24 protein-coding genes and 4 tRNA genes are annotated in these 25,390 nt (G+C 66.0%); 17 read left to right on the top strand and 11 right to left on the bottom strand.

Going from position 1 to position 25,390, the window contains the following annotated elements:
* The 3 genes from FHR73_RS08660 (at position 1) to FHR73_RS08650 (ending at position 3,681) form a co-directional block, all read left to right on the top strand.
* Positions 1 to 1,860 (top strand): M48 family metalloprotease, encoded by a 1,860-nt coding sequence (locus FHR73_RS08660; protein WP_183630497.1) that lies wholly within the window; start codon positions 1 to 3, stop codon positions 1,858 to 1,860.
* A gap of 69 nt (positions 1,861 to 1,929) precedes the next feature.
* The gene (locus tag FHR73_RS08655) at positions 1,930 to 2,832 is read left to right on the top strand and encodes a response regulator (protein WP_183630496.1); all 903 of its coding nucleotides are present in this window, start codon (positions 1,930 to 1,932) and stop codon (positions 2,830 to 2,832) included.
* A 3-nt stretch (positions 2,833 to 2,835) separates the two neighbouring features.
* Entirely contained in the window at positions 2,836 to 3,681 is an 846-nt protein-coding gene (locus FHR73_RS08650) for a hypothetical protein (protein ID WP_183630495.1), read from the top strand.
* Here FHR73_RS08650 and FHR73_RS08645 read toward each other — a convergent pair.
* Positions 3,669 to 4,859 (bottom strand): serine hydrolase, encoded by a 1,191-nt coding sequence (locus FHR73_RS08645; RefSeq protein WP_183630494.1) that lies wholly within the window; start codon positions 4,857 to 4,859, stop codon positions 3,669 to 3,671. The genes FHR73_RS08650 and FHR73_RS08645 overlap by 13 nt on opposite strands.
* A 60-nt stretch (positions 4,860 to 4,919) precedes the next feature.
* Here FHR73_RS08645 and def point away from each other — a divergent pair, with 60 nt between their 5' ends.
* Positions 4,920 to 5,459 carry a peptide deformylase gene (gene def, locus FHR73_RS08640; RefSeq protein WP_183630493.1) on the top strand — a complete coding sequence of 180 codons (540 nt, stop codon included), beginning with the start codon at positions 4,920 to 4,922 and terminating at the stop codon, positions 5,457 to 5,459.
* Here the strand turns inward: def and FHR73_RS08635 are convergent.
* Positions 5,456 to 6,094, bottom strand: coding sequence for a DsbA family protein (locus tag FHR73_RS08635; RefSeq protein ID WP_183630492.1), 639 nt, complete (start codon positions 6,092 to 6,094; stop codon positions 5,456 to 5,458). The genes def and FHR73_RS08635 overlap by 4 nt on opposite strands.
* 261 nt (positions 6,095 to 6,355) lie before the next feature.
* On the opposite strand from FHR73_RS08635, the gene FHR73_RS08630 reads away from it, so the two are divergent.
* Entirely contained in the window at positions 6,356 to 7,294 is a 939-nt protein-coding gene (locus FHR73_RS08630; RefSeq protein WP_183630491.1) for a bestrophin family ion channel, read from the top strand.
* 43 nt (positions 7,295 to 7,337) lie between these two features.
* On the opposite strand, the gene cprA is transcribed toward FHR73_RS08630, so the two are convergent.
* Entirely contained in the window at positions 7,338 to 8,489 is a 1,152-nt protein-coding gene (gene cprA, locus FHR73_RS08625) for a cationic peptide resistance protein CprA (RefSeq protein ID WP_183630490.1), read from the bottom strand.
* Between the two features lie 139 nt (positions 8,490 to 8,628).
* On the opposite strand from cprA, the gene FHR73_RS08620 reads away from it, so the two are divergent.
* The 11 genes from FHR73_RS08620 to FHR73_RS08575 all read left to right on the top strand — a co-directional run bounded on the left by FHR73_RS08620 (position 8,629) and on the right by FHR73_RS08575 (position 14,495).
* Complete coding sequence (locus FHR73_RS08620) at positions 8,629 to 8,868, top strand: DUF2789 domain-containing protein (protein WP_133859439.1); 240 nt, start codon at positions 8,629 to 8,631, stop codon at positions 8,866 to 8,868.
* Between the two features lie 57 nt (positions 8,869 to 8,925).
* Positions 8,926 to 9,057 (top strand): hypothetical protein, encoded by a 132-nt coding sequence (locus FHR73_RS22535; protein WP_007162893.1) that lies wholly within the window; start codon positions 8,926 to 8,928, stop codon positions 9,055 to 9,057.
* A 187-nt stretch (positions 9,058 to 9,244) separates the two neighbouring features.
* Entirely contained in the window at positions 9,245 to 10,234 is a 990-nt protein-coding gene (locus tag FHR73_RS08615; RefSeq protein ID WP_183630489.1) for a DctP family TRAP transporter solute-binding subunit, read from the top strand.
* Positions 10,235 to 10,306: 72 nt separating this feature from the next.
* Complete coding sequence (locus tag FHR73_RS08610; protein WP_183630488.1) at positions 10,307 to 11,428, top strand: beta-ketoacyl-ACP synthase III; 1,122 nt, start codon at positions 10,307 to 10,309, stop codon at positions 11,426 to 11,428.
* Between the two features lie 70 nt (positions 11,429 to 11,498).
* Positions 11,499 to 12,377, top strand: a complete 879-nt coding sequence (locus FHR73_RS08605; protein WP_183630487.1) for a ParB/Srx family N-terminal domain-containing protein — start codon at positions 11,499 to 11,501, stop codon at positions 12,375 to 12,377.
* 99 nt (positions 12,378 to 12,476) lie between these two features.
* Positions 12,477 to 12,552: transfer RNA gene (locus tag FHR73_RS08600), tRNA-Ala, on the top strand.
* A gap of 41 nt (positions 12,553 to 12,593) precedes the next feature.
* A tRNA-Glu gene (locus FHR73_RS08595) sits at positions 12,594 to 12,669 on the top strand.
* A gap of 40 nt (positions 12,670 to 12,709) precedes the next feature.
* Positions 12,710 to 12,785, top strand: a tRNA-Ala gene (locus FHR73_RS08590).
* 34 nt (positions 12,786 to 12,819) lie between these two features.
* Positions 12,820 to 12,895: transfer RNA gene (locus FHR73_RS08585), tRNA-Glu, on the top strand.
* 134 nt (positions 12,896 to 13,029) lie between these two features.
* Complete coding sequence (locus FHR73_RS08580; protein WP_183630486.1) at positions 13,030 to 14,172, top strand: GNAT family N-acetyltransferase; 1,143 nt, start codon at positions 13,030 to 13,032, stop codon at positions 14,170 to 14,172.
* Positions 14,166 to 14,495, top strand: coding sequence for a YnfA family protein (locus tag FHR73_RS08575; protein ID WP_183630485.1), 330 nt, complete (start codon positions 14,166 to 14,168; stop codon positions 14,493 to 14,495). The genes FHR73_RS08580 and FHR73_RS08575 overlap by 7 nt, the downstream gene beginning before the upstream one ends.
* Positions 14,496 to 14,510: 15 nt before the next feature.
* On the opposite strand, the gene FHR73_RS08570 is transcribed toward FHR73_RS08575, so the two are convergent.
* The 4 genes from FHR73_RS08570 to FHR73_RS08555 are packed head-to-tail and all read right to left on the bottom strand — an operon-like array spanning position 14,511 to position 19,505.
* Positions 14,511 to 14,741: a YheU family protein gene (locus tag FHR73_RS08570; RefSeq protein ID WP_007162735.1), complete on the bottom strand. Its 231-nt coding sequence runs from the start codon at positions 14,739 to 14,741 to the stop codon at positions 14,511 to 14,513.
* Between the two features lie 54 nt (positions 14,742 to 14,795).
* The gene (locus FHR73_RS08565) at positions 14,796 to 15,983 is read right to left on the bottom strand and encodes an osmoprotectant NAGGN system M42 family peptidase (RefSeq protein WP_017640298.1); all 1,188 of its coding nucleotides are present in this window, start codon (positions 15,981 to 15,983) and stop codon (positions 14,796 to 14,798) included.
* On the bottom strand, positions 15,980 to 17,719 hold the full coding sequence (gene ngg, locus FHR73_RS08560; RefSeq protein ID WP_183630484.1) for an N-acetylglutaminylglutamine synthetase: 1,740 nt from the start codon (positions 17,717 to 17,719) through the stop codon (positions 15,980 to 15,982). Before ngg ends, FHR73_RS08565 begins: the two co-directional genes overlap by 4 nt.
* 13 nt (positions 17,720 to 17,732) lie before the next feature.
* On the bottom strand, positions 17,733 to 19,505 hold the full coding sequence (locus tag FHR73_RS08555; protein WP_183630483.1) for an N-acetylglutaminylglutamine amidotransferase: 1,773 nt from the start codon (positions 19,503 to 19,505) through the stop codon (positions 17,733 to 17,735).
* A 399-nt stretch (positions 19,506 to 19,904) separates the two neighbouring features.
* Here FHR73_RS08555 and FHR73_RS08550 point away from each other — a divergent pair, with 399 nt between their 5' ends.
* A complete protein-coding gene (locus tag FHR73_RS08550) occupies positions 19,905 to 20,165 on the top strand; it encodes a type B 50S ribosomal protein L31 (protein WP_007162739.1) in 261 nt (86 codons plus the stop codon).
* Between the two features lie 24 nt (positions 20,166 to 20,189).
* Here FHR73_RS08550 and metR read toward each other — a convergent pair whose 3' ends face one another.
* From metR to glpK, 4 genes are all read right to left on the bottom strand, one after another.
* Complete coding sequence (gene metR / locus FHR73_RS08545) at positions 20,190 to 21,107, bottom strand: transcriptional regulator MetR (RefSeq protein WP_183630482.1); 918 nt, start codon at positions 21,105 to 21,107, stop codon at positions 20,190 to 20,192.
* Positions 21,108 to 21,256: 149 nt separating this feature from the next.
* Entirely contained in the window at positions 21,257 to 22,786 is a 1,530-nt protein-coding gene (gene glpD / locus FHR73_RS08540) for a glycerol-3-phosphate dehydrogenase (RefSeq protein ID WP_183630481.1), read from the bottom strand.
* Between the two features lie 155 nt (positions 22,787 to 22,941).
* Positions 22,942 to 23,706 carry a DeoR/GlpR family DNA-binding transcription regulator gene (locus FHR73_RS08535; RefSeq protein ID WP_133859428.1) on the bottom strand — a complete coding sequence of 255 codons (765 nt, stop codon included), beginning with the start codon at positions 23,704 to 23,706 and terminating at the stop codon, positions 22,942 to 22,944.
* 169 nt (positions 23,707 to 23,875) lie between these two features.
* Entirely contained in the window at positions 23,876 to 25,384 is a 1,509-nt protein-coding gene (gene glpK / locus FHR73_RS08530; RefSeq protein WP_183630480.1) for a glycerol kinase GlpK, read from the bottom strand.
* Positions 25,385 to 25,390 lie beyond the last annotated feature (6 nt).

Below are 25,390 nucleotides of genomic sequence, written 5' to 3'. Positions count from 1 at the left end.
GTGCGTTTTCTCGAGGACCAGGCCGCGGCGCGCCGGCGCACCCGGCTCTGTCTCGCCTTGCTGGCCCTGGTGGTGCTGCTCATGGCACTGGCCAGCGCCGGCCTAGCCCTGGTGTTCCTGCCGCGGGAGGTGATCGACTATCTGGGCGGGCGCGAGGCGACGCTGGTCAAGACCGGACTGGTGTTCACCGGCATCATCGCCGCGGCCTCCTGCTGGAAGGTCCGGCAACTCGCCCGGCTGGGCGGAGAGGCAGTGGTCAGGCGGCTGGGCGCGCTGCCGCTGGACGACCAGGCCGACCCCAGGACGCGCCAGCTGCACAACGTGGTGGCGGAGATGGCCCTCGCCGCCGGCATCCCGGTGCCACGCCTCTACCTGCTGCCGGACGAACCGGCCATCAATGCCTTCATCAGTGGCTACGGACCGGCCGATGCCAGCCTGTGCCTGACCCACGGCGCCCTTCTCCAGCTGACCCGCGACGAATTGCAGGGGGTGGTCGCCCATGAATTCAGTCATCTGCTCAATGGCGACATGCGCCTGAATCTACGTCTGCTGGGCTGGCTGCACGGCATCAGCCTGATCGCCGACCTCGGGCAGGAGCTGTTCTCCGATCGTACCTCGACCACCGGCCAGGTCCATGGCAACCACCTGCTGGGCCGGTTGCTGGGCACCATGCTGCTGATCATCGGCGGCTGCGGTCTGTTCTTTGCCAATCTGATCCAGGCCGCCGCGGCGCGCTCGCGCGAGCGCCTGGCGGATGCCTCCGCCGTGCAGTTCACCCGCCAGCCCCAGGGACTGGCCAATGCCCTGAAGAAGATCGCGGCCCATCCGCTGCAGGGGCGGCTCTATCACCGCCGGGCGCGCAGTGTCGCCCACATGGTGCTGGGCGATTCGGGCGCCTCCTGGTTCGCCACCCATCCCCCGGTGCTGGAGCGCATCCAGCAGCTGGAACCGGATTTCGACGAGTGGCAGCTGGAGCGCCTCCGGGCCGAGGCCTTGCTGCCCATGGGCGTTGCCTATGTGGCGGGGGGTACGTCGCCCATCTCGGCGCCACTGGCCGCCGAAGCGCTTCCCGTGGCACCGGCACTGGCCGATGCGCCCCTGCGGACCCTTCCGCCGGCCCTGCATGAGCTGCTGCGCCAGCCGCTGCAGGCAGCGGAGCTGTTGCTGGCGCTGGCCGGCCAGCCGCCAGGGGCGGGCGGCGGGGAAGGGGCACGCTGGGTGAACAGTCTGCATTCCTCTCTGCGGCTGCCGGTGGCGCAGCTGACCTTTCCGGCCATCCGCCAACTGCCGCGGCTGGCCCTGCGCCAGTTGCTCGTCGACCTCAAGACAGGCTTCGCCGCTGCGCCTGAACTGGATCTCTCGCGCTACTGCCTGGCGTGCATTATCCAGCGGCAGCTGATCGGCAGCCTGGCGCCGGGGCGTCAGCGACTGTCGGGTCGGGGAACGCTTGCCCAGGCCCGGACCGCAGTGCTTACCCTCTATGCGGTGGCCGCCGAACAGAACCACAGGGACGTCCAGGCCGCTCGGCGAGCCTTTCTGCTGGCCGTCGCCAACACCTTTCCCGGCCTGCATTGTGCCTACGAGCCCCCGCGTCCCTGGCGTCCGGCGCTGGATTACGCCCTGGCGCGACTTGGGCTGCTCAGCGTCGCGGCGCGCACCCTGGTGTTGGAGGGCCTGCTGTGCCTGATCAAGGCGGACGAGCGGGTCCAAACCGCTGAGCTAGAGCTGTTAAGGTTATATTGTACGGTCCTCGAATTGCCGTATCCTGCGCTGGACGAATACCTTTCAGTTGCCGATGACAAGCTGTCGCAAAAAGGTCGCCGTTCGGCTGATACTGGCCATGTGATATCTGAGGTGTGATCCATACTGGCGCCCGAGGTGAGCAATCACCCAAGGGATAACGCGGCGTTCATAATTCAGGGATGGAACATGAAGTTCCTCGTGGTAGACGACAGTCGAGCGGTCCAGACCATCATCAAGCGGATTCTGGCGAACACCGGCTACAGGGATATCGAATTGCGCGTGGCGTCCACCGGCGAGGAAGCCGTGGCGCTGCTGGAGAGCTGGACCCCCAACCTGGTGCTCACCGACTGGCACATGCCCGGGATGACCGGTCTGGAATTGCTCCAGGCGATCCGCCAGCGGGTGGGCGCCGATATCCATGTGGGCTTTGTCACCACCGAGTCCTCGGCGCGCAACATCGAGGCGGCCTACCGCAACGGCGCGGCCTTTGTCGTGACCAAGCCCTTCGCCCAGGAAACCCTGCAGCAGGCGGTGCTCACCGTGCTGCAGGACGGCGCCAGTGCCGAACAGGCCATCGAATCCTCCGGTCGCGAGAGCCTGCCGATCCCGACCCGCTTCAGTCCCGATCCACAGCGTATTCGCCAGTTGCTCGGTCTGTCCTCCATCGTCTGCCAGATCGAGCCCATGGCGCCGATCCCGGTCGATCGGCTGGCCTTGCCCTATGTGATCGGCATCTATGGCCATCCGCAGAGCAAGGCGCTGGAAGCCGTCTGCCTGCTGGACCTCAATGCGGCCTGCATCCTCGGTGGCTCTCTGGCCGGGCTCTCGCCCGTGGCCATCCATGCGGCCATCGCCAGCGCGACCCTGAGCCGCGAGATCTACGAGAACGCCACCGCCTTCCTTGCCGATCTCAGCGGCATGATCTCCGCCGGCAAGGGCGGGGCGCCGCTGGTGCTGAGCACCAGTCACCTGGTGCAGAAGCCCTTCGAGAAGCTCTACAGTCTCTGGCGGCAGAACAATGGACGCGCCGATTTCAGCCTGTCCTTTCCCGGACTCGGCGACGGCTTCATCGCCTTCCTGTTGAGCTAGGGAATGAACGACGCGCGCTTCGTCGAATGGGGTTTCCTGCTGGTCACCCTGTCCAACGTGCTGCTCATCGCCCTGGTCCTGACGCTGCTCTGGCAACGGCTCTTTCCGCGTCCTGAAGCGCTTGTCGAGGAGCGCGAGGCTCCCGAGCCCGGTGAGCCGCTGCCACTCACCAGTCAGGCCGAGACCGCGGCCAATCTGATCGACGCGGCGCGGCAGGCGGATGTCGAGCCCCTGGGCCAGGCCATGAGCGACAGCCTGGATCTGGTGGGCCGCCTCGACGGGGTCGAGGGAGACGACTATCCGGACTGGAAGAAGACCAACCAGCCCTATATCGACGATCTGCTGGCCCACCGCGAGAATCTCGAATTCAAGCTGGACGATCTCAAGTCCAAGCTGGACCGGGCGCACAAGCTGGTCACCAATCTGCACGTGCAGAATCGCGAGATGCGCGGCGCCGAGGCGAAGCTGCAGCGACTGAGTCTCGAGCATGACCGGGTCCAGGGCACCCTGCTGGAAATGCGTCGCGAGCGCGATCAGCTCAAGGCGACGGTACAGCGACTCGGCGAAGACCTGCTGCGTTTGCGACAGCAGCCCACTGCCCCGGCCGCCGCGGCCTCGTCCGAGGTGGATGGGCAACTGCAGGAGGAGCTGGAGACCCTGCGCGAGAGCCTCGAAGAAGAACGGGCGAAGCTGTCGCGGACCCTGGTGGAAAAGGAATTCATCGAGCAGGTGTTCATCGATACCGATGCCGTTACCGACAGCTACCAGGCCCTGCAGCACGAGCATGCCGCGCTGCAGGAGCAGTTGCAGGCGCTCCAGGCGCGCCTGGAGGCCGCTCAGTCGCGGTAGAGGGCGGCGAGGATGGCCTCGGGGAAGGGCCCGCTCATGCCGGCGATCGCGGTGTTGGTCAGGATCACCACGCTCAGCTCCCGCGCCGGATCGATGAACCAGGCGTTGCCGTAGACGCCGCCCCACTGCAGGGTGCCCGGCGTCTGAGGGGTCCTGGCCACCCGTGCATCGCGCAGTACCGCCGCGCCCAGGCTGAAGCCCCAGCCCGGCGCATCGTCGCGTTGCAGCCCCGGGATCTGGTCTTCCATGATCAGGCGCTGGCTGGCCGGCTTGAGCAGCCTGCCCTGGCGGAGCGCTTCCAGAAAGGCGAGATAGTCGCCCGCGCTGCCCTGCATGCCACCGCCGCCCGAGGCAAAGGCCTGCGCCGAAAGGGCGCGCGCCGGCGAATAGAGAATGCCGCCCTTGGGCATGGGCAGCAGATACGGCTCGCTCATGGGTTCGGGGCGCGGATAGCCGTCGCGATAGGCGGTGGCCAGGCGCTCGGCGTCGCTGACGTGGAAGCTCAGATCGTGCAGGCCCAGTGGTGCGGCCACCTCCTGCCGGACGACCTCGGGCAGGGGCTGCCCGGTGGCGGCCGCCAGCACGCCGCCCATCACGTCCAGCCCGAGGGAGTAGCGCCACTGGGTGCCCGGTTTGAAGTCCAGCGGCACACCCGCCAGGCGCCGCAGATTCTCTTCGAGGGTCAGGGGCGCGCCATCCAGGCCGTCGGATACCCCGGCGCGATGATAGGGACCGTTGGCGTCTTCGCCGAAGCCGTAATGCAGGCCGGCGGTATGACTGAGGAGCTGCGCCAGGGTGGGTACGGCCGGGGTGCCGTCGGCCAGCTGCGGGGTGAAGTAGGGCAGGTAGCGACTGACCGGGGCCTGCAGATCCAGGCGCCCCTGGTCCGCCAGGCGCAAGGCCGTCACGGCCACCAGCGGCTTGGTCAGGGAGGCGAAGCGAAACAGCTGGTCTTCGCGCATCGGCCGTTGCGCTTCGCGATCGGCGAAACCGGCCGCGCGCTGGTACACCACCCGGCCCTGACGGGCGACCATGACCACGGTCCCGACGATCCGCTGCTGGGCGATGGCGCGTTCCAGGATCGGATCCAGGCGGGCGGCGAGGGCGGCGTCCTCAGCCTGGGCGAGGGGGGTACTCAGGCCGAGGCCGAGTGCGCTGGCGAGCAGTAGGGAAGACATCTGGTTTAAGCTCCTGGTGAAACGCCGGCGGCTGGACCGGCCAAAGGGAGGAATCCTCGCATGATTCGCGACATTTTGAAGATGGGCGATCCGCGTCTGTTGCGGGTGGCACCGCCGGTGGCGGCTGAGCGCTTCGGCTCGGCCGAGCTGCACGACCTGATCCAGGACATGTTCGACACCATGGCCGCCGCCGGTGGCGTGGGCCTCGCGGCGCCGCAGATCGGCGAGGATCTGCAGCTGATGGTCTTTGGCTTCGAGCGCAATGCCCGCTATCCCGAGGCGGCGCCGGTGCCACTGCAGGTGCTGATCAATCCGCGGATCGAGGTGCTGGACGCCCGCGAGGAACTGGGCTGGGAAGGTTGCCTGTCGATCCCCGGACTGCGTGGCGAGGTACCGCGGCCACGGCGGATCCGCTATCGCGGCGTGGATGGCGACGGCCGCGTCGTCGACCAGGAGGCCGAGGGCTTTCATGCACGGGTGGTGCTGCACGAATACGATCATCTGATCGGGCGCCTCTATCCCTCGCGGATCCAGGACTTCGACCGTTTCGGCTTTACCGAGGTGCTGTTCCCCGAGCTGGCGCCGGACGCGCAGCGCTAGGCGCCGGCAGTCTCCAGCTGGGCCCTGACGGCCGCCGCCAACTGGGCGAAGGGCACCGCACCGTCCAGCGCCCGAGCCTCCTCGACGGGCGCCCCGGCGGAGCGCAGCAGCAGCGTCGGCACGGCGGTGATAGCTAGGGCTTCGGCGCGATCCTCGGCATGCAGCACCACATCGGTGTGATCGCCTCGGGCGAGGCTGGCCCTCAGGGCCTCGCTGTCCAGACCCGTGCGCCGCGCCAGTTCGAGCAGTACGTCCAGTTCACCGATATCGCGACCCTCTTCGAAGAAGGCCTGGAAGACCGCCAGGTGGAAGGCATCGAAGCGATCGTGCTCGCGGGCGAATTCCGCCGCCTCGAGCGCCAGGCGACTGCGCGGTTGCACGGGCGGTAGGCGCAGCACCATGCCGTATTCCGCCGCCATGGGATAGACGGCGCGATCCCAGGTCCGGCGCAGGTAGTCGCCGGCGGGATCGAGGGTGGGCGTGGGTTCGGGACGCAACTCGAAGGCATGCCACTCGATGGCCAGCTGGTCGCCGAATTCCTCCTGCAGACGCGCCAGCTGGGGCAGCTCGAGGTAGCAGAAGGGGCAGACGTAATCGCTCCAGACATCCAGACGAACGCGCGGGGTGGCGGTCATGGCAGTGCTCCGGAAGGGCATGGTGTCCGTCGGACCGCACCCGGGCGCGGATGTTCGGTAGAGCTGCCGATATCCCTGGGCAATCGGGCCTCCGGTCAGGTCCTGCGGCCGGATGCTTCTTCATATCCGGAAACGGAATTGCGACTGGTCAATTACGTGAATTGGGCGGCGATCCGCGCTCCAGACGCTTGCCTTGAACCTGTTTCCGACCCCAGGTTCCTATGGCAGCACCCCTTCTTTCACGCGCTAAGGGCTATCACCGTGGGCTATTTCCACCGCATCCTGACATTCCTTCGGCAAACCTTTACCTACGTCGGCTGGTCGGTCTTCTGGCTGTTGCTGTGGGATATCGCCGTCACCGCCGACTACATGCTGCTGGTCGAGCAACGGGCGCAGTTGCCCAACATTCCGCTGACCCTGATCGGCTCGGCGCTGATCGTGCTGACCAGCTTCCGCAACACCAGTGCCTATCAGCGCTGGTGGGAAGCGCGCACCCTGTGGGGTGGCATGGTCAACAGCTCGCGCAGCTTCGCCCGCCAGGCGCTGACGCTCATCGATGACGGCGACGAGCATTTCAATGCCATCAAGACGGTACTCATCGAGCGCCATCTCGCCTATGTCCGCTGCCTGGCCTGCCAGCTCAGTGGCGATCCCCTGCCCAAGGAGGTCCGTACCTACCTGGGCAAGGAAGAGTGGGCGATGCGCAAGGAGACCAACAACTTCGCCAACGCCATCCTCAGTGGCTCCTCCAGCCTGATCGCCCTGGAATACCGCGCCGGTCGCCTGGACAGCATCCGCCTGGAGCGCCTGGAAGCCACCTTCGTCGACATGTCCAACTGGCAGGGTGGCATGGAGCGCATCGCCAACACGCCCTTGCCCTATCCCTACGTCAACTTCCCGCGGCTGTTCATCTTCCTGTTCTGCGTGCTCATGCCCATCGGCCTGGTGGAGAGCCTGCAGTGGTACACACCGCTGGCCTCCACGGTGGTGGGCTTCATCTTCCTGGCCATGGAAAAGGTCGGTACCGACCTGCAGAATCCCTTCCAGCGCAGTCGGCACCAGATCACCATGGGCACCATCTGCAACACCATCGAGGGCAACCTGCGCACCATGCTGCGCGATGCCCGCGGGGGTTATGCCTCGGTCAGCGACATCGTGCGGGATTCGCGGCTGAATTCGCCGGAGAAGGATGTCGTCTGAGCCGGGCCCGGTGTCCGGCGGTCGCCGGCACCGGGCATGCACCCTATTTGAAATCCCACTGCATCTGCGCCGGGATGCTGATGTCCCGCGAGGAATGCACGCAGACATCCAGGTAGTCGGTGAAGCGCGGCGGGGCGGCGATGCCTTCGTCGAGCAGACGCTGGTTGTCGAACAGGTAGTTCAGATCGGCGAATCCGCCGTACAGCTTGAGCGCCCGCAGCACCAGGCGCGGATTGGCCGGGCCGATGCGTTCGTTGAAGTCGGCGGCCAGTTCCTTGAGGTCGGCGCTGTCCACCTGGCGATAGCGCTCGCCGACCGGGGCGTCGCCCATGGCACCGGCATAGGCCTCGTCGATCTCGCCGAAGGTGCAGGCGCCGGCATTGCCCGCGGAGATGTGGTACAGGCTGTAGTTCAGCTTGGGCTTGAGCGCCAGTTCCACCAGGGCTTCGGCGCAGTAGTCCACCGGAATGACATCGATCTGTTCATCGAGGCCGCAGGTGAAGCGTTCCAGGGCGAAGCCCATGCGGAACACCCAGAAGATGCTGCCTGACGCCTTGCAGCCCGAACGACGGTGGCCCACCACGATCGAGGGGCGCGCCACCACCAGGGGCAGCAGCGGCAACTCGTTGCGCAGCTTGAGCTCGATGGCGGCCTTGGAGGCGGTGTAGTCCACCAGCTGCTGGTCCGGTTCGGGAAAATCCCAGGTCTCGGCGACCGGCGACTGGCGCTGCGGACCGCAGGCCATGGCGGTGCTGACGTGCAGGAAGCGCTTCAGGCGCCGCGACTGGGCGCACGCCTCGGCCAGGGCGAAGGTGCCCTCGACGTTGACCGGCCAGATCTTCGGATTGCGCGAGAAGGAGGCCACCGCCGCACAGTTGATGACCTCGTCCAGCGTCTGCAGCAGCGGCTTGGCGGCTTCGATCCAGTGGGTGTCGAGCAGGTCGCCACAGAGGATCTGTTCCGGCTTGAGCAGGGCGGCCAGGCGCTCGTCGATGTCATGGACGCGCAGATTCTGCAGCAGGCGCTCCAGGCCTTCCGCCGGGGTGGCGGCACGGACCAGGAATCTCAGCCCTTCGACATGGCCCAGCTCCAGCAGACGCAGGGTGACGGCGCCGCCGAGAAAGCCGGTGGCACCGGTAACGAGAATGCGGCGCGGTGCGGCGGTGAATTGGATGGAGGAGACGGGAAGCGACATGGCAGAGGCCCTGGTTGGCGGAACGTGGGCGTACCTTAAGGCGCGACGCTGAAGGATTTATTAAGGCTGGGGAACCCCTCAAGGCCGGCGTCTTTCTAGATACCTGAGCGTAACGACCGATAACCGCCTGGAGACCCCCATGGAACTTCCCGTTCACGATCTGACGACCCTCTTCGAGCAACTGGGCCTGGACTCCGATCCGGCCGCCATCGACGACTTCATCGCCAGCCACTCTCCGCTGCCCGACGCGGTGAAGGTATCCGAAGCCGACTTCTGGTCGCCGGCGCAGAAGGCGTTTCTCAAGGACGAGATCATGGGCGACGCCGACTGGGCGCCGATCGTCGACGAGCTGAACGTCCGTCTGCATAGTCATGACTAAAGCTACGGGGCTGGATGCTTTCAGCCCCGTAGACCCTTCCATGTCCGGAGACTTGCCATGAACGCCGTCCATGCCCAGCAGCAGCCCAACGATCCGCCCGTCGCCGACGATGAAGACGAGGTGAGCGAGGAGCAGCTCGACGAATCCGTCGAGGAAACCTTTCCCGCGAGCGATCCCATTTCGCCCTGATGGTTTCTTGGCGCCGTCTCGGCGGCGCCATCCCTACCCCTGATCCGCCTTTCTTGCGCACTCGTCGTGCTGTTTTCCTCCGTTGACCAGCCTTTCCCGCCGCGACTGCTAAGGTAGTTGCGTCGCGCACGCATCGCGACCGGGGTCGCACGGGCGATCCGATGGATCGTTCAACGCAGGGAATCCCATGATCAAGACCTTCTTCGCCACCTTGGCCGGCTCACTCTTTGCCCTGGCCATGCCCTTTGCCGTGGCCGACCCCATCGTCATCAAGTTCGCCCATGTGGTGACGGACGATACGCCCAAGGGCCGCGGCGCCCTGCAGGTGCAGAAGCTGGTGCAGGAGCGGCTGGCCGGCAAGGTCAGGATCGAGGTCTATCCCAACTCCAGCCTGGTGGGCGATGCCGATGAACTGGAGGCCCTGCGCAGCAATCGGGTCCAGCTGCTGGCGCCCTCGGTTTCCAAGCTCAACGCCCTGGCCAAGCCGCTCAGGGTCTACGATCTGCCCTTTCTGTTCGACAACATCGAGGCGGTCAAGCGCTTCCAGCGCCGCGACAAGAGCCGCGAACTGCTGGGCAGCCTGGTCCCCCACGGCATCACCGGGCTGGCCTACTGGAACAACGGTGGCCGGCAGCTTTCGGCCACGCGGGAAGTCCACGTCCCCGCCGACCTCAAGGGCCTGACCTTCCGTGTCGAGTCCTCCGATGTGCTGGCGGCCTACTACCAGCAACTGGGCGCCCAGGCGGTCAAGCTGCCATTCGCCCAAGTCTACGACGCCCTGCGCACCGGCAAGGTCCAGGGCGCGGAGAATCCCTGGTCGAATCTGCTGGGGCAGAAGATCAATACCGTGCAGCCCTATATCGTCGAGGACAACCACAGCTTCCTCACCTACATGCTCATCACCAACACCACCTTCTGGAACGGGCTGCCCTTCGAGATCCGCAGCGAGCTGGAGGCCATCCTCGAAGAGGTATCCCAGTCGGTGAATCGCGATGCCGAAGCCATCAATGCCAAGGCGCGCGAGCGGGTGGCGGCGGCCAACACCAGCAGGATCCTGGTGCCGACGGCTGCCGAGCGCGACGCCTGGCGCGCGGCGGTGGCGCCCCTGATCAAGCGGTATGAAAGCGAAGTGGGCAGCGACGTCCTGCGCGCCGCCGAGGCCGCCAATCGGCGCTGAGATTGCACGGGCGTCCACCCCGGATTTGCGGCAAACTGGCACGGCGTCATCCCGACAACAAGAGGAATAGCCGTGCAGCACGCGGTCATCAGCGGTAGTGGGCTCTATACGCCGCCCGAAAGCATTTCCAACGACGAGCTGGTTGCGTCCTTCAACCAGTGGGCTGGCCAGTGGAATGCCGAGCATGCCGACGCCATCGCCCAGGGCAGCCTGGCGCCCCAGCCGGAATCCAGTGCCGCCTTCATCGAGAAGGCCTCCGGCATCCGCAGTCGCCATGTGGTCGACAAGGCCGGCATCCTCGATCCGGCGCGCATGGTGCCGCATATCCCCGAGCGCTCCAACGACGAGCCCTCGATCCTCTGCGAGATGGGCGTCGCCGCGGCGCGCGAGGCGCTGGAACGCGCCGGGCGGACGGCTGCCGACATCGACGGCGTCATCGTCGCCTGTTCCAACCTGCAGCGCCCCTATCCGGCGGTGGCCATCGAGGTCCAGGCCGCGCTGGGAATCCAGGGCTACGGCTTCGACATGAACGTCGCCTGCTCCTCGGCGACCTTCGGCCTGCAGACCGCCGCCAACGCCGTGCAACTGGGCCAGGCGCGGGCGGTGCTGGTGATAGATCCGGAGATCTGCACCGGCCACCTGAACTTCCGCGACCGCGACAGCCATTTCATCTTTGGCGATGCGGCCACCGCGCTGGTGGTGGAGCGCGCCGACCAGGCGACCTCGGCGCACCGCTTCGAGATCCTCGGGACCCGCCTGTTCACCCAGTTCTCCAACAACATCCGCAACAACTTCGGCTTCCTCAACCGCGCGGCGGAGGAGGGCATGACCCACCCGGACAAGCTGTTCGTCCAGGAAGGGCGCAAGGTGTTCAAGGAGGTCTGCCCGCTGGTGGCCGAATTGATCGCCAGTCACCTCGCCGAACTGGATATCCCCGTCGAGCGGGTCTCGCGCTTCTGGCTGCACCAGGCCAACCTGGCGATGAACCAGCTCATCATCAAACGCCTGCTGGGCCGCGAGCCCGAGTCTGGCGAGGCGCCGGTCATCCTCGACACCTACGGCAACACCAGCTCGGCCGGTTCGGTCATCGCCATGCACCTGCACCACGAGGATCTGGCCAGCGGCAGCCTGGGCGTGCTCAGCTCCTTTGGCGCCGGCTATTCCATCGGCAGCGTGGTGTTGCGCAAGGTCTGATCGACGGCAGGAGTCTTCCCGGGATGACCGTTGTCGGACCTGGGAAGACATCTTGAAATAGGGAGACTCCGTGCCGCCAGGAAGCCTGCTCCAGGTCCAGCTGCGTCAGCTGCGCCCCACCCAGCCCGCGATCGGCCACGACCAGGTGCTGTACAAGCTTGGCAAGTACGCCTGCGACCGGCGCAAGCTGTTCGACGACTACTGCGAAGCCAACGGTCAGCACCTGAGTGGCGGCTTCCAGCCGAGCACCAGCCTGCGCTCGGCCGGTGACGCCCTCGGCGTGCGGCCGCCGGGTACCTGTTTGGACGAAATGAAGACCGTCGTCATAGGGCCGGGACGGCAGCTCTATCTCACCGATGGCCACCACACCTTTTCCGCCTTCTGGGAACATCCCGGCGGGGGCCCGGAAACCCCGGTATGGGTCAGGGTCACCGACGACTTCAGTGGCGCTGCGAGCATGGCCGAGTTCTGGATTCGCCTGCTCGACGAACGCAAGGCCTGGCTCAAGGACCCCCAGGGTCGCCCGATCCTGCCCGAACAGCTCCCGGAAAGCCTGGGGCTCACCGCCATGGCCGACGACCCCTACCGCGCCCTGGTGTATTTCACCCGCCAGATCGGCTACGACAAGCCGCGTACGCCGGACGGCCGGGTGCTGCCGTCGGAATTCCTCGAGTTCTACTGGGCCGAGTGGCTGCGCATGCTGCTGCCCCTGCAGGGCTACGACCTCGACGATCGCAAGAGCTACGCCAAGGCCGTGGAGCAGGCCGCCAAGCTGATGGTGGCCAATCCCGGCATGGTGATCGGCAGCTCGGGGCGCACGGCACTGGAGATGGGTGGCTATCGTGCCCTGGACAAGAAGGTGCTGCGCAAGCTCTCCGCCAGCGACGGCAAGTTCACCTACCTGCTGGCGGCCCGTGCCCAGCGTGCCGCCCTGTCGCGGGCGATCTAGCCATTTTCCGGCTTAAGTGTCTGTTACTAGCAGGTTTTTTTCTTATTGGTGTTGACAGGGGAGGCCGGGCCTCTTAACATGCGCCCCGTCCTGACCGACGGGGCTATAGCTCAGCTGGGAGAGCGCTTGCATGGCATGCAAGAGGTCGACGGTTCGATCCCGTCTAGCTCCACCAAATTTCGGTTTCGCCTTCGGGGGGAATCGGTAGAAGGTTTCGTCCCCTTCGTCTAGTGGCCTAGGACACCGCCCTTTCACGGCGGTAACAGGGGTTCGAGTCCCCTAGGGGACGCCATATCGGTCACGCATCCCAGGCGTGGCAAGATGCTGTACTTGGGGCTATAGCTCAGCTGGGAGAGCGCTTGCATGGCATGCAAGAGGTCGACGGTTCGATCCCGTCTAGCTCCACCAAATTCGTGATCCGCAAGGGTCGCACCAGGGTAACGTCCCCTTCGTCTAGTGGCCTAGGACACCGCCCTTTCACGGCGGTAACAGGGGTTCGAGTCCCCTAGGGGACGCCACACTCGAAAGAAACCGCCTCACGGCGGTTTTTTTTCGTCCGCACGAAAGCCAGCTGCCAGAGTCTTTCACAGGTGCCCGTCCGGGTACGCATCTGTGTTAGACCTGTAGCCCGAGTCCAAGCAAGGGGAGTGGGATGATCGTCGAGTATCTCTACAGCCTGGCCCAGGTGCCTGCCGTCCAGTGGAACGCGCTGCTGACGGACGACCAGCCCTTTCTGCGGCATGAATTTCTCGCCACCCTGGAAGACAGTGGCAGCCTGGGGCAGGGGACCGGCTGGCAGCCGGCGCACCAGATCCTCAAGGACGACCAGGGGCAGCTGCGGGCCGCGATGCCGGCCTATCTGAAGATGCATTCCTATGGTGAATACGTCTTCGACTGGGCCTGGGCCGATGCCTGCCGCCGTGCCGGGATCGACTACTACCCCAAGCTGCTGGCCGCCGTGCCCTTTTCGCCGGTGCAGGGCGCGCGCCTGCTGGGCGATCCGGCCGCTTGCGCGACGCTGCTCGATGCCACCACGGGCAGCCTGGCCGAGCTGGAGCTCTCCAGCCTGCACGTCAACTTCACCGATCCCAGGGCCGATGCCCTGCTCCAGGATCGCGAAGGCTGGCTGGCGCGGCTTGGCTGCCAGTTCCACTGGCATAACCGCGGCTATCGCGACTATGGCGACTTTCTCGCCGCCCTGACCTCGCGCAAGCGCAAGCAGCTGCGCAAGGAGCGCGACCAGGTCGCGGGCCTGGGAGTGAGCTTCGAATGGCGCCAGGGCGGCGAGCTGAGCGAAGCCGAGTGGGACTTCGTCTATGCCTGCTACGCCAACACCTACGAGGTGCGCGGCCAGGATCCCTATCTGACCCGCGCCTTCTTCAGTCTGCTGGCCGAGCGGCTGCCCGCGGCGATCCGGGTGGTACTGGTCCGCCAGGGCAGTCGGCCGGTGGCCATGGCCTTCTATCTCAAGGACGGTGACACCCTCTATGGCCGTTACTGGGGCTGCCTGCAGGAATTCGACCAGCTGCACTTCGAGACCTGCTTCTACCAGGGGATCGAATACGCCATCGCCGAAGGGCTGCAGCGCTTCGATGCCGGCGCCCAGGGCGAGCACAAGCTGATTCGTGGCTTCGAGCCGACCCTGACCCGCTCCTGGCACTACCTGGTGCATCCGGGGCTGAGGGCAGCGGTGGCGGAGTTTCTCGAGCAGGAGCGCGACGGCGTCCAGGCCTATGCGCGGCGGGCTGCAGAGGCCTTGCCCTATCGCCAGGACGACGGCGCGGGCCCATGCTGAACTATCTCTGGTTCCTGCTGGCGGCGCTGTTCGAGATCGCCGGCTGCTATGCCTTCTGGCTCTGGCTGCGGCTGGATCGCAGTCCCTGGTGGATAGCGCCCGGGCTCGCCAGCCTGGTGCTCTTCGCGCTGTTGCTGACCCGTATCGAGGCGGCCTATGCCGGGCGCGCCTATGCGGCCTATGGCGGCATCTACGTGATGGCCTCGCTGGGCTGGCTGGCGCTGGTCGAGCGCACCCGACCCACCTGGACGGATCTGGCGGGCGGTCTGCTTTGCGTGGCCGGGGCCCTGGTGATATTGCTGGCGCCGCGGGGCAGTGCCTGACAGGCGCGAGAGGCGCTAGTCGTCCAGCAGTTCGGGCGGCACGTCGCGGCGCAGCACCAGTTGGCACAGCGCACTGTCGGGGTCGAAGAGGATGACGGCTTCTCCGGTTTCCAGGGCACGGCGCGCGCGCTGGGTACGGGTCGCCAGCGGCGTCTCGTCACCGTTGTCGGTGCCGTCGCGGGTGACGAAGTCTTCCAGCAGGTTGTCGAGGGTGGCGGCAGCGAGCTGGTCGTGGGGGATGATCATCGAGAGGTGCCTGGAAAAAGGCGCCCAGGATACCCCAGGCGCGTTGAGCGAACGCTATTTGCTGCCGTCGCCGACGACCTCCTCCAGCGGCGGCAGGTGCGTCTGGTTGTCCATCTGTGTGTCTTCCGGCAGCAACTGGTGACCAAAGCGGTCCAGCGAGCTGTCGGCCGGCTGGGCATCGCTGTCGAACACCGGCGGGCTGAGCATGTAGCCGGTCAGCAGCTGGCTGAGCGCCGCCAGGCTGACGATATGGGTGCGCTCGTAGCCGTGGGTGGCGTCGCAGCCAAAGGCCAGCAGGGCGACCCGCACGTCCTGGCCGGAACTGATCGCCGAGTGGGCGTCGCTGTAGTAGTAGCGGAACAGGTCGCGGCGTACCGGGATGTCGTTGCGTTGTGCCAGGCGCAGCAGGTGCCGCGACAGGTGATAGTCGTAGGGGCCGGCGGAATCCTGCATGGCCACGCTGACGCGGTGCTCGTCGGATCGCTGTCCGGGTGCCACGGGAGCGATGTCGATGCCGACGAATTCGCTGACGTCCCAGGGCAGGGCACCGGCCGCGCCCGAGCCCACCTCCTCGGTGATGGTGAACAGCGGGTGGCAGTCGATCGGCGGGGTCTGGCCGGTTTCCTTGAGCATCTTCAGGGCGGTGAGCAGGGCGGCGACGCCGGCCTTGTCGTCCAGATGCCGCGAGCTGATGTAGCCGCTGTCGGTGAACTCCGGCAGCGGATCGAAGGCGACGAAGTCGCCGACCTGCACGCCCAGCTGTTCGGTCTCGTGGCGACTCTTGGTCACGGCGTCCAGGCGCAGCTCGATGTGGTCCCAGGTCACCGGCATCTTGTCGATCTCGGTGTTGAAGGCGTGACCGGAGGCCAGCAGGGGCAGCACGCTGCCCCTGAGGGTGCCGTCGTCGGTGAACAGGCTGACGCGACTGCCTTCGGCGAAGCGACTCGACCAGTGGCCCACGGCCGCCAGGCCCAGGCGGCCGTTGTCCTTGATCTCGCGGACGATGGCGCCAATGGTGTCCAGGTGCGCGGAGACGGCGCGATCCGGACTCTCCTTGTGGCCCTTGATGGTGGCGCGGATGGTGCCGCGGCGGGTCAGTTCGAAGGGGATGTCCAGTTCGTTGAGCCGTTCGGCGACGTACATGACGATGGTGTCGGTGAAGCCCGTGGGGCTGGGGATCGCCAGCATGTCCAGCAGGACCTTGCGCAGGTAATCCAGATCGGGCTCGGGCAAGCGATTCATAGCGGAACCTCCCGGGACAGCGGGAACAGCAGGTCGATGAAGCGTTCGGCGGTGGGGCGCGGCTCGTGGTTGGCCAGGCCCGGTCGCTCGTTGGCTTCGATGATGACGTAGTCGGGCGAATCGGCGGCGGGCACCAGCAGGTCCATGCCGGTGACCGGGATGTCCAGCGCCCGGGCCGCCTGGACGGCGGCGTCGGCCAGCACCGGATGGAGGCTGTCGGTGACGTCCTCCAGGATGCCGCCGGTGTGCAGGTTGGCGGTCTTGCGCACCGCCAGGTGGGTGCCGGTCGGCAGGACGCTGTCCCACGCGTAGCCGGCACTGCGGATGGCGCGCTCGGTTTCCTCGTCCACCGGGATGCGCGACTCGCCGCCGGTGGCGGCCTGGCGCCGACGACTCTGGGCTTCGATCAGGTCCCTGACGCTATGCTGGCCGTCGCCGACGATCTCCGCCGGGCGGCGAATGGCCGCGGCCACCACCTCGTGGCCAATGACCACCACGCGCAGGTCGAGGCCCTGGTGAAAGCTTTCCAGCAGGACCCGATCGTCATATCGGCGCGCGGCCTGGATGGCCGCGGCGAGGTGCTCGGCGTCACGGATGTCCACCGCCACGCCCTTGCCCTGTTCGCCATTGACCGGCTTGACCACCAGGGCGCCATGTTTTTCCAGGAAGGCGGCGTTGTCTTCGTCGCTGCCCGCCAGCTGCTGCTCCGGCACCCGCAGCCCGGCGCGGGCCAGGGTACGGCTGGTCAGCACCTTGTCGGCGCAGAGGGTCATGGTCACCGCGGAGGTGAGGTCGGTCAGGGACTCGCGGCAGCGGATGCGCCGGTTGCCCTGGATCAGCGTGAAGAGGCCGCCTTCGGCGTCATCCACCTGCACCTCGATGCCGCGCCTCAGGGCTTCGTCGACGATGATGCGCGCATAGGGATTGAGTTCGGCCGCTGGACCGGGACCCAGGAACAGCGTCTGGTTGATGCCGTTCTTGCACTTGATGGCAAAGGTCTGCAGCGGGCGGAACCCCAGCTTGTCGTAGAGCCGCTTGGCCTGCAGGTTGTCGTGCAGGACCGACAGGTCGAGGAAGGCGAGGCCGCGACTGGCGTAGTGTTCGATCAGGTGGCGCACCAGCGCCTCGCCGACGCCGGGTCTGCTGCAGTCCGGGGAGACCGCCAGGCACCAGAGCGACGAGCCGCCATCCGGATCCTGGAAGGCCTTGACGTGGTTGAGGCCCATCACCGAGCCGATCACGGCGCCGCTGTCGTCGTCTTCCGCCAGCCAGTACACCGGGCCGCCCTTGTGTCTCGGGGTCAGCCGCTCGGTGTCGACGGGCAGCATGTGCCGCTGCTGGTAGAGGCGATTGATCTCGCTCCAGTCCTCGGCGGAGCAGGCGCGGCGGATGCGAAAGCCGCGATAGATCCGCCGGGCCGGACGATAGTCGCTGAACCAGATCCGCAGCGTGTCGCTGGGGTCGAGAAACAGCTGTTGCGGCGCCTGGGCCAGCACCTGGTGGGGGGCGGCCACATAGAGGGCGATGTCGCGCTCGCCGGGCGTTTCGGTGAGCAGTTCCTTGGCCAGGCTGGCGGGATCGGGATAGGTATGGCCGATGAGCAGCCGACCCCAGCCGCACTGCAGGGAGAGCGGCTGGCAGGTGGGCTGGTCACCTTCCGCCAGGCGCGCCTGCAGCCGTTCGTAGGAGGGCGTCTGGGCGCGCTGGAGGCGCTGGTTGTAGCTGGTCGCTTTCATGGGTATTCCGCCCTTACAGTCCGTGCTCGCTCAGCCAGAGATTGAGCGCCGCGAGTTGCCAGAGCTTGGAACCACGCAGGGGCGTGATGCGATCGGCCGGATTGGTCAGCAGGCGATCGATCTCGGCGGTCTCGAACAGGCCGCGATCCTGGCTGGGATCCAGCAGCAGCTCCCGTACCCAGGTCAGGGTGTTGCCTTCCAGGTGCTTGAGGCCCGGTACCGGGAAATAGCCCTTGGGTCGGTCGATGACCTCCTGGGGAATGACCTTGCGCGCCGCGGCCTTGAGCACCTGCTTGCCGCCATCGCCCAGCTTGAATTCCGCGGGAATGCGCGCCGAGAGTTCGGCCAGGCGATAGTCGAGGAAGGGCACCCGGGCTTCCAGGCCCCAGGCCATGGTCATGTTGTCGACCCGCTTGACCGGGTCGTCCACCAGCATCACGGTGCTGTCCAGGCGCAGGGCCTTGTCGACACCGGCGCTGGCGCCGGGCTTGGCGAAGTGCTGGCGGACGAAGGTCTCGGCGGCGTCTTCCTCCAGGCGCACGCCGGCCTGCACGGTGGCGGCGTACTGGGCATAGTCGCGGTCGAAGAAGGCGGCGCGGTAGGCGGCGAAGGGATCGGCGGCGCCATGCACCTGGGGATACCAGTGATAGCCGGCAAAGAGTTCGTCCGCGCCCTGGCCGCTCTGCACCACCTTGCAGTGCTTGGAGACCTCGCGCGACAGCAGATAGAAGGCGATGCAGTCGTGACTGACCATCGGCTCGCTCATGGCCGAGAAGGCACGTGGCAACTGCTGGATGATCTCGTCCTCGGCGATGCGCAACTGGTGGTGGCGGGTGCCGTAGTGATTGGCGATCAGGTCGGAATACTGGAATTCGTCGCCGCGCTCGCCTCCGGCATCCTCGAAGCCGATGGAGAAGGTCAGCAGGTCCTTGACCCCCGAATCGTGCAGCAGGCCCACCAGCAGGCTGGAATCCACCCCGCCGGAGAGCAGCACCCCGACCTCGCGTGCCGCGCGCTGGCGGATCGCCACGGCGTCCTTGAGGCCGTGCAGGACCCGTTCGGCCCAGTCGTCCAGGGTGTAGCGACGCTCGTCTTCGCGAGGGCCGTAGTCCAGATTCCACCAGGTCTCCTGGTGTTGCTGGCCGGACGCATCCACGGTCATCCAGGTCGCCGGCGGCAGCTTCTGCACGCCCTGCAGGATGGTACGCGGCGCCGGCACCACGGCATGGAAATTCAAGTAGTGGTTGAGGGCGACGGGATCGATGCGGGTGTCGATGTCACCTGCTTCCAGCAGGGCGGGCAGGCTGGAAGCGAATCTCAGGCGCTTGTCGGTAAAGGACAGATACAGCGGCTTGATGCCCAGGCGATCCCGGGCGATGAACAGCCGACCGCTGTCGCGCTCCCAGATGGCGAAGGCGAACATGCCATTGAGCTTGGGCAGCATGGCCTTGCCCCAGGCGTGATAGGCCTTGAGCAGGATCTCGGTATCGCCGCCGGAGTGGAAGCTGTAACCCTTGGCTTCCAGCTCGCTGCGCAGTTCCGGGTAGTTGTAGATGGCGCCGTTGAACACCATCGACAGCCCCAGCTCCGGCTCGATCATGGGCTGGCCCGAGGCTTCCGCCAGATCCATGATCTTCAGCCGCCGATGGCCCAGGGCGACCGGCCCCTGGCTATGGAAACCCCAGGCGTCGGGGCCGCGCTGTTCGAGGCGGTGGGTGATGCGTTCCACCGCGCTGATGGATGCAGGTTGACGATCGAAACGAAGCTCTCCGGCGATGCCGCACATGGTGCTGTGCCTCTTGAATCCTTGGGATGCGGCGCGGTGAGTTCAATCCCGAACCCGGCGTGCGCATCCAATGCGTGTGGACTTCTCGCCATCCTTGAGAAGCCAATGCAGGGGCGCCATGCGGGCGAACAGGGCAGGGGGCGGACAGCTCGTCTGTCTGGCGCCGCGGATCTGAACGCACGCACCGACCGACAGCGGGTCTCATAGAGGGTGGGGTACCGCCGGTCAGGGCCTCAGGTTACGAGCCCCAGGCGCGGCGGATGGTTCCATCGAAAAGCCCGTGGCTGCCGCCACCGTCACAGGTACGGCTGTCAAACTAGCTTGTATATGTTATAATGTATCTTTATCGGGCCCAGCGATGACCTGTCGTTGTCGACGCCCCAGACCAGGAGACGCCTCATGAAACCCGGTATCCATCCCAACTACCGCCCGGTGCTGTTCCACGACACCACCTCGGACACCTACTTCCTGATCCGCTCTACCGCCGAGAGCGACCGGACCCAGGAATACGAAGGTGAGACCTATCCCTACATCAGTCTGGACGTATCCAGCGCCTCGCACCCCATCTACACCGGCGAGCAGCGCCAGATGAAGGTCGAGGGTCGCGTCTCGAGCTTCAACAAGAAGTTCGCTGGCTTCCCGGGCGGCAACAGCAAGTAAACCCCTCGTGAGCAGCGCGCCCGCTCAGCGCGCGCTGCTGACCCCTTCCAGGGTGGCGAAGGAGGTGTCCTTGGCGGTCAGCAGGAAATCCTGCATGAAGGGCGCCTCCAGCATGTCTTCGCGGATCGCCGCATAGAGCGTCGCATAGAGGCCTTTCTCGCCCAGCCGGCGCGCGGTAACGTAGCCGCGAGAGCTGTACTCGTGGATCGCCCAGTTGGGCAGGCAGCAGACGCCACGCCCCGAGGCCACCAGCTGCAGCATCATCACCGTCATCTCCGCCGTGCGCACCGACAGCGGCTCGACATCGGCCGGATCGAGGAAGCGGGTGAAGATATCCAGTCGATCACGCTCCACCGGATAGGTGATCTGGGTTTCCTGGGCGAGATCCTCGGGAACGATATGGGGGCGCTGCGCCAGCGGATGCTGATTGGCTACCGCCAAGAGGGCCTCGTAGGTGAACAGCGGCACGTAGGTCACCCCCGAGAGGTCCACCGGATCGGCTGTCACCACTAGGTCCAGATCGCCCCGGGCCAGGGCTGGCAGGGGCGCGAAGGAAAACCCGGAGGCCAGGTCCAGCTCCACTTCCGGCCAGGAGTCACGAAACTGGTCGATGGTCGGCATCAGCCACTGGAAGCAGCTGTGGCATTCGATGGCCATGTGCAGGCGGCCCGCGGTCCCTCCGACCAGCCGCGCCAGATCGCGTTCGGCACTGCGCAGATGCGGCAACACCGCGTCCGCGGTCTGCAGCAGCCGCAGGCCGGCGCTGGTGAAGCGAATGGGCTTGGTCTTGCGGATGAACAGCGGGGTACCCAGGCGCTCTTCCAGTTCCTTGAACTGATGGGAGAGGGCGGATTGCGTCAGGTGCAGCCGCTCCGCGGCTTCCACCAGGCTGGAGGATTCGCGGAGTGCATGCAGGGTTTTCAGGTGACGGAGTTCGAACATGGCGCTGGCGCTGGAGATAAAGCCGCATCATGAAGACTTTTCATGGTGCTGACCATCTTCGTCGCGCCAGCCGTTGCAGAATCCAGTGCGATTGATGAGTCGATCGTCCCCGAGCGGTTCGCCCGCTCGGGGACAGGTCAGCCTCTCCCTCAGGCCGCGTTGCTGTCCTTGCTGGCCTGGGCCGGTTCCGAATGCGCCAGGAAGTCTTCCAAGGCAGCCCGCTCGGCGTCGGTGAATACCAGACCCAGCTTGGTCCGCCGCCAGAGTACGTCATCCACGCTAGTGACCCACTCGTATTGCTGCAGGTACTCGACTTCACGCGCGTACAGGTCGGCACCTATCACCTCGCCCAGCGTTTCCACTGAGCGCCCGTCACCCAGCAGGGTCCAGACCCGGCTGCCGTAGGTGGTCGCCCAGCGCTGTGCCAGGGCCGGCGTCAGGCCGCTGACCTTGTCCAGCAACTCGCGGGTCAGCGCCTGGGGCGTGGTCATGTTCTCGCCACCGGGCAGCGGCGCCGAGGCGGTCCAGCTATTGCCCAGCTGGGGAAAGAAGGGCTGCAGCTGAGCCATTGCCGATTCGGCGAGCTTGCGGTAGGTGGTCAGCTTGCCACCAAAGACCGACAGCAACGGGGCACCCTGTTCCTCGGCCAGCGACAGGGTGTAGTCGCGGGTGATGGCGGAGGGGTTGTCCGATTCGTCGTCGCACAGCGGGCGCACGCCGGAGAAGGTGTGCAGGACATCGTCGCGGCTGAGCTGCTTGCGGAAGTGGGCATTGGCCACGCCCAGGACGTAGTCGATTTCCTGGTCGGTGATGGTCACCTTGGCCGGATCGCCCTGGTACTCGCGATCCGTGGTGCCGACCATGGTGTACTGGCCGAGATAGGGAATGGCGAAGACGATGCGGCGGTCTTCGTTCTGCATGATGTAGGCCTGCTCGCCTTCATACAGCTTGGGCACGATGACGTGACTGCCCTGGATCAGGCGGATGCCGTAGGGCGATTTCTGCTGCAGGTCTTGGCGAATGAAGCTGGCGACCCAGGGGCCGGCGGCATTGACCAGGCCCTTGGCGCGAATCTGCCGACGACCCTGGGGACCCTCGACCTCGACCTCCCAGTGGCCTTCGACGCGACGGGCGCTGACGCAGCGAGTGCGGGTCACGATGTCGGCGCCCTTGTCGCGCGCCTGCATGGCGTTGAGCACCACCAGGCGGGCATCGTCCACCCAGCAATCGGAATATTCGAAGCCGCGCTTGATCTCGGCCTTGAGCGGCCCCTGGGCATCGAACTTCAGGCCGCGGGAACCCGGCAGCTTTTCGCGCTTGCCAAGATGGTCATAAAGGAAGAGACCGGCACGGATCATCCAGGCCGGGCGCAGGTGCGGACGGTGGGGCAGGACGAAACGCATCGGCTTGACGATATGGGGTGCCTTGGCCAGCAAGACCTCGCGCTCGGCGAGGGCTTCGCGTACCAGGCGGAATTCGTGGTGTTCCAGGTAGCGCAGGCCGCCATGGATCAACTTGCTGCTGGCGGACGAGGTATGGCTTGCCAGGTCGTCGCGTTCACAGAGAAACACCGACAGACCCCGACCGGCTGCATCGGCCGCGATGCCTACGCCGTTGATGCCACCGCCGATGACGGCGAGATCGTAAGTCCGGGGAGTTGCAGTGGGTGCCTGAGCCATGGTGCCTCCTGTGAAACGAACATAATTATTCGGTTTCGAACATAATAGCCCAGCAAAAACTCAGGTTCTAGCCAGGTCCGTGTCTTCAGACCGCCAAAACGAAAAAAAACGAATATAGAGAGAAGCCAGGCGACGAATGGTCGTCGCCTGGAAGATCAGCGCGGGCGCGCCACTTCCACCTTGACCTGCCATTCCTGCAGGCAGCGGGCGAAGGCGGGCGAAGGTTCGCGCTCGGTGAAGAGCTGGTCGATCTGTTCCAGGCTGCCCAGGCGGATCATGGCGTTGCGGCCGAACTTGCTGGAATCGGCGGCGAGAAACACCTGGCGGGCGTTATGGATAATGGCCTGGGAGACGCAGACTTCCTGGTAGTCGAAGTCGAGCAGGGTGCCGTCTTCGTCGATGCCGCTGATGCCGACCAGGGCGTAGTCGACCTTGAACTGCTTGATGAAGTCGGCGGTCGCCTGGCCCACCACGCCGCCGTCGCTGCGCACCTTGCCGCTGGCGATCAGGACGTCGAAGTCGTCCTTGGCGCTGAGGATGTTGGCCACGTGCAGGTTGTTGGTGATGACCTTGAGGCTGCGATGCCCGAGCAGGGCATGGGCGATGGCCTCGGTGGTGGTGCCGATGTTGATGAACAGCGAGGCGTGGTCGGGTACGGCGGCGGCCACGGCTTCGGCGATCAGGCGCTTTTCCTCGCGCATCTGCCCGGCTCTCATGCTGTATTCGGTGTTTTCCACGCTGGAGTCGTGGGCAGCGCCCCCATGGTAGCGCCGCAGCAGGCCGGCCTCGGCGAGCTGGTTGATGTCGCGCCGGATCGTCTGCGGGGTGACGGAGAAATGCTGGGCCAGCTCTTCGATGCTGACGTAGCCGCGCTCACGGACCAGTTCGAGAATCTGCTGTTGGCGAGGCGCCAGGCTCATTGCGGCTTCCTTGAGGTGATCGAGTAAATTCACAGAGGATGCCGTAGGTCTTTCCGGGTGGAAAGCGCTTGTCGCGCAAAGCAAGACCGGCGTCGGAAGACGCCGGCCTCAAGGGGAGCCGTCCGGAAGGCTGCCGGGCAACCGCCGACAGCCTCCGGAGCGGAGTCACTCAGTCCAGGGCCCAGCCGCGGGTACGCTCGACGGCCTTTTTCCAGCCCTTGTACAGGGTGTCTCTCTTGGTCGGGTCACAGGCCGGTTCGAAGACCCGTTCGATGGTGCTCTTGCTGCGCAACTCGTCCAGGCTGCTCCAGAACCCGGTGGCGAGACCGGCCAGGTAGGCTGCGCCGAGGGCGGTGGTTTCCTTCATTTCCGGGCGTTCGACACGCGTGCCGAGCACGTCCGACTGGAACTGCATGAGGAAGTTGTTGGCGGTGGCGCCGCCGTCCACCCGCAGGGACTTCAGGGCTTCGCCGGCATCCTGCTGCATGGCATCCAGCACGTCGCGGGTCTGGAAGGCGATGGATTCCAGGGTGGCGCGGATGATGTGATCCACCTTGACGCCACGGGTCAGGCCGAACAGCGCGCCGCGGGCATAGGGATCCCAGTAGGGCGCGCCCAGGCCGGTGAAGGCCGGCACCAGGTAGACGCCGTTGCTGTCGGTCACCTTGGTGGCGAAGTACTCGGAGTCCAGGGAATCGTTGATCACCTTGAGTTCGTCGCGCAGCCACTGGACGGTGGAGCCACCGTTGAAGATGGCGCCTTCCAGGGCGTAGTTGACCTCGCCGCGGGGACCGCAGGCGATGGTGGTCAGCAGGCCGTGCTGGGATTGCACCGCCTTCTCGCCAGTGTTCATCAGCAGGAAGCACCCGGTGCCATAGGTGTTCTTGGCCTGGCCGGGCTCCACGCACATCTGGCCGAACAGCGCCGCCTGCTGGTCGCCGGCGATACCGGCGATGGGGATGCCGGTGGTCTGGCCGCTGCCCAGGTGCGCCTGGCCATAGACCTCGGAGGAGGACTTCACTTCCGGCAGCATCTCGCGCGGGATGTCCAGCACCTCGAGCATGGTGGCGTCCCACTCGCGCTTGTGGATATCGAACAGCAGGGTGCGCGAGGCATTGGTGTAGTCGGTCACATGGGCCTGACCCTGGGTCATCTTCCAGATCAGCCAGGTGTCGACGGTGCCGAACAGCAGCTCGCCGCGGCGGGCGCGTTCACGGCTGCCCTGGACATGGTCAAGGATCCACTTGATCTTGGTGCCCGAGAAGTAGGGGTCGATCACCAGGCCGGTGGTCTTGCGGATATGGTCTTCCATGCCATCGCGCTTGAGCTGGTCGCAGATCGCGGTGCTCTGGCGGCTCTGCCAGACGATGGCGTTGTAGATGGGACGACCGGTGGTCTTGTCCCAGACGATGGCGGTTTCGCGCTGGTTGGTGATGCCGATGGCGGCGATCTGCTCGTTGCTGATGCTGGCCTGGGCCAGCGCCTCGACGAACACCGCGCTCTGGGTGGCCCAGATCTCCATGGGGTCGTGCTCGACCCAGCCGGCCTGCGGGTAGATCTGCGCGAATTCGCGCTGGGCGATGGTCACCACGTTGGCATTGCGGTCCAGCACGATGGCGCGCGAGCTGGTGGTGCCCTGGTCGAGCGCGACGATGTACTGCTTGTTCTGGTCGGTCATGGTCTT

The organism is Pseudomonas sp. AS2.8 (assembly GCF_014190935.1).
Classification (GTDB): Bacteria; Pseudomonadota; Gammaproteobacteria; order Pseudomonadales; family Pseudomonadaceae; genus Chryseomonas.
This window is presented reverse-complemented; position numbering and strand designations above follow the sequence as displayed.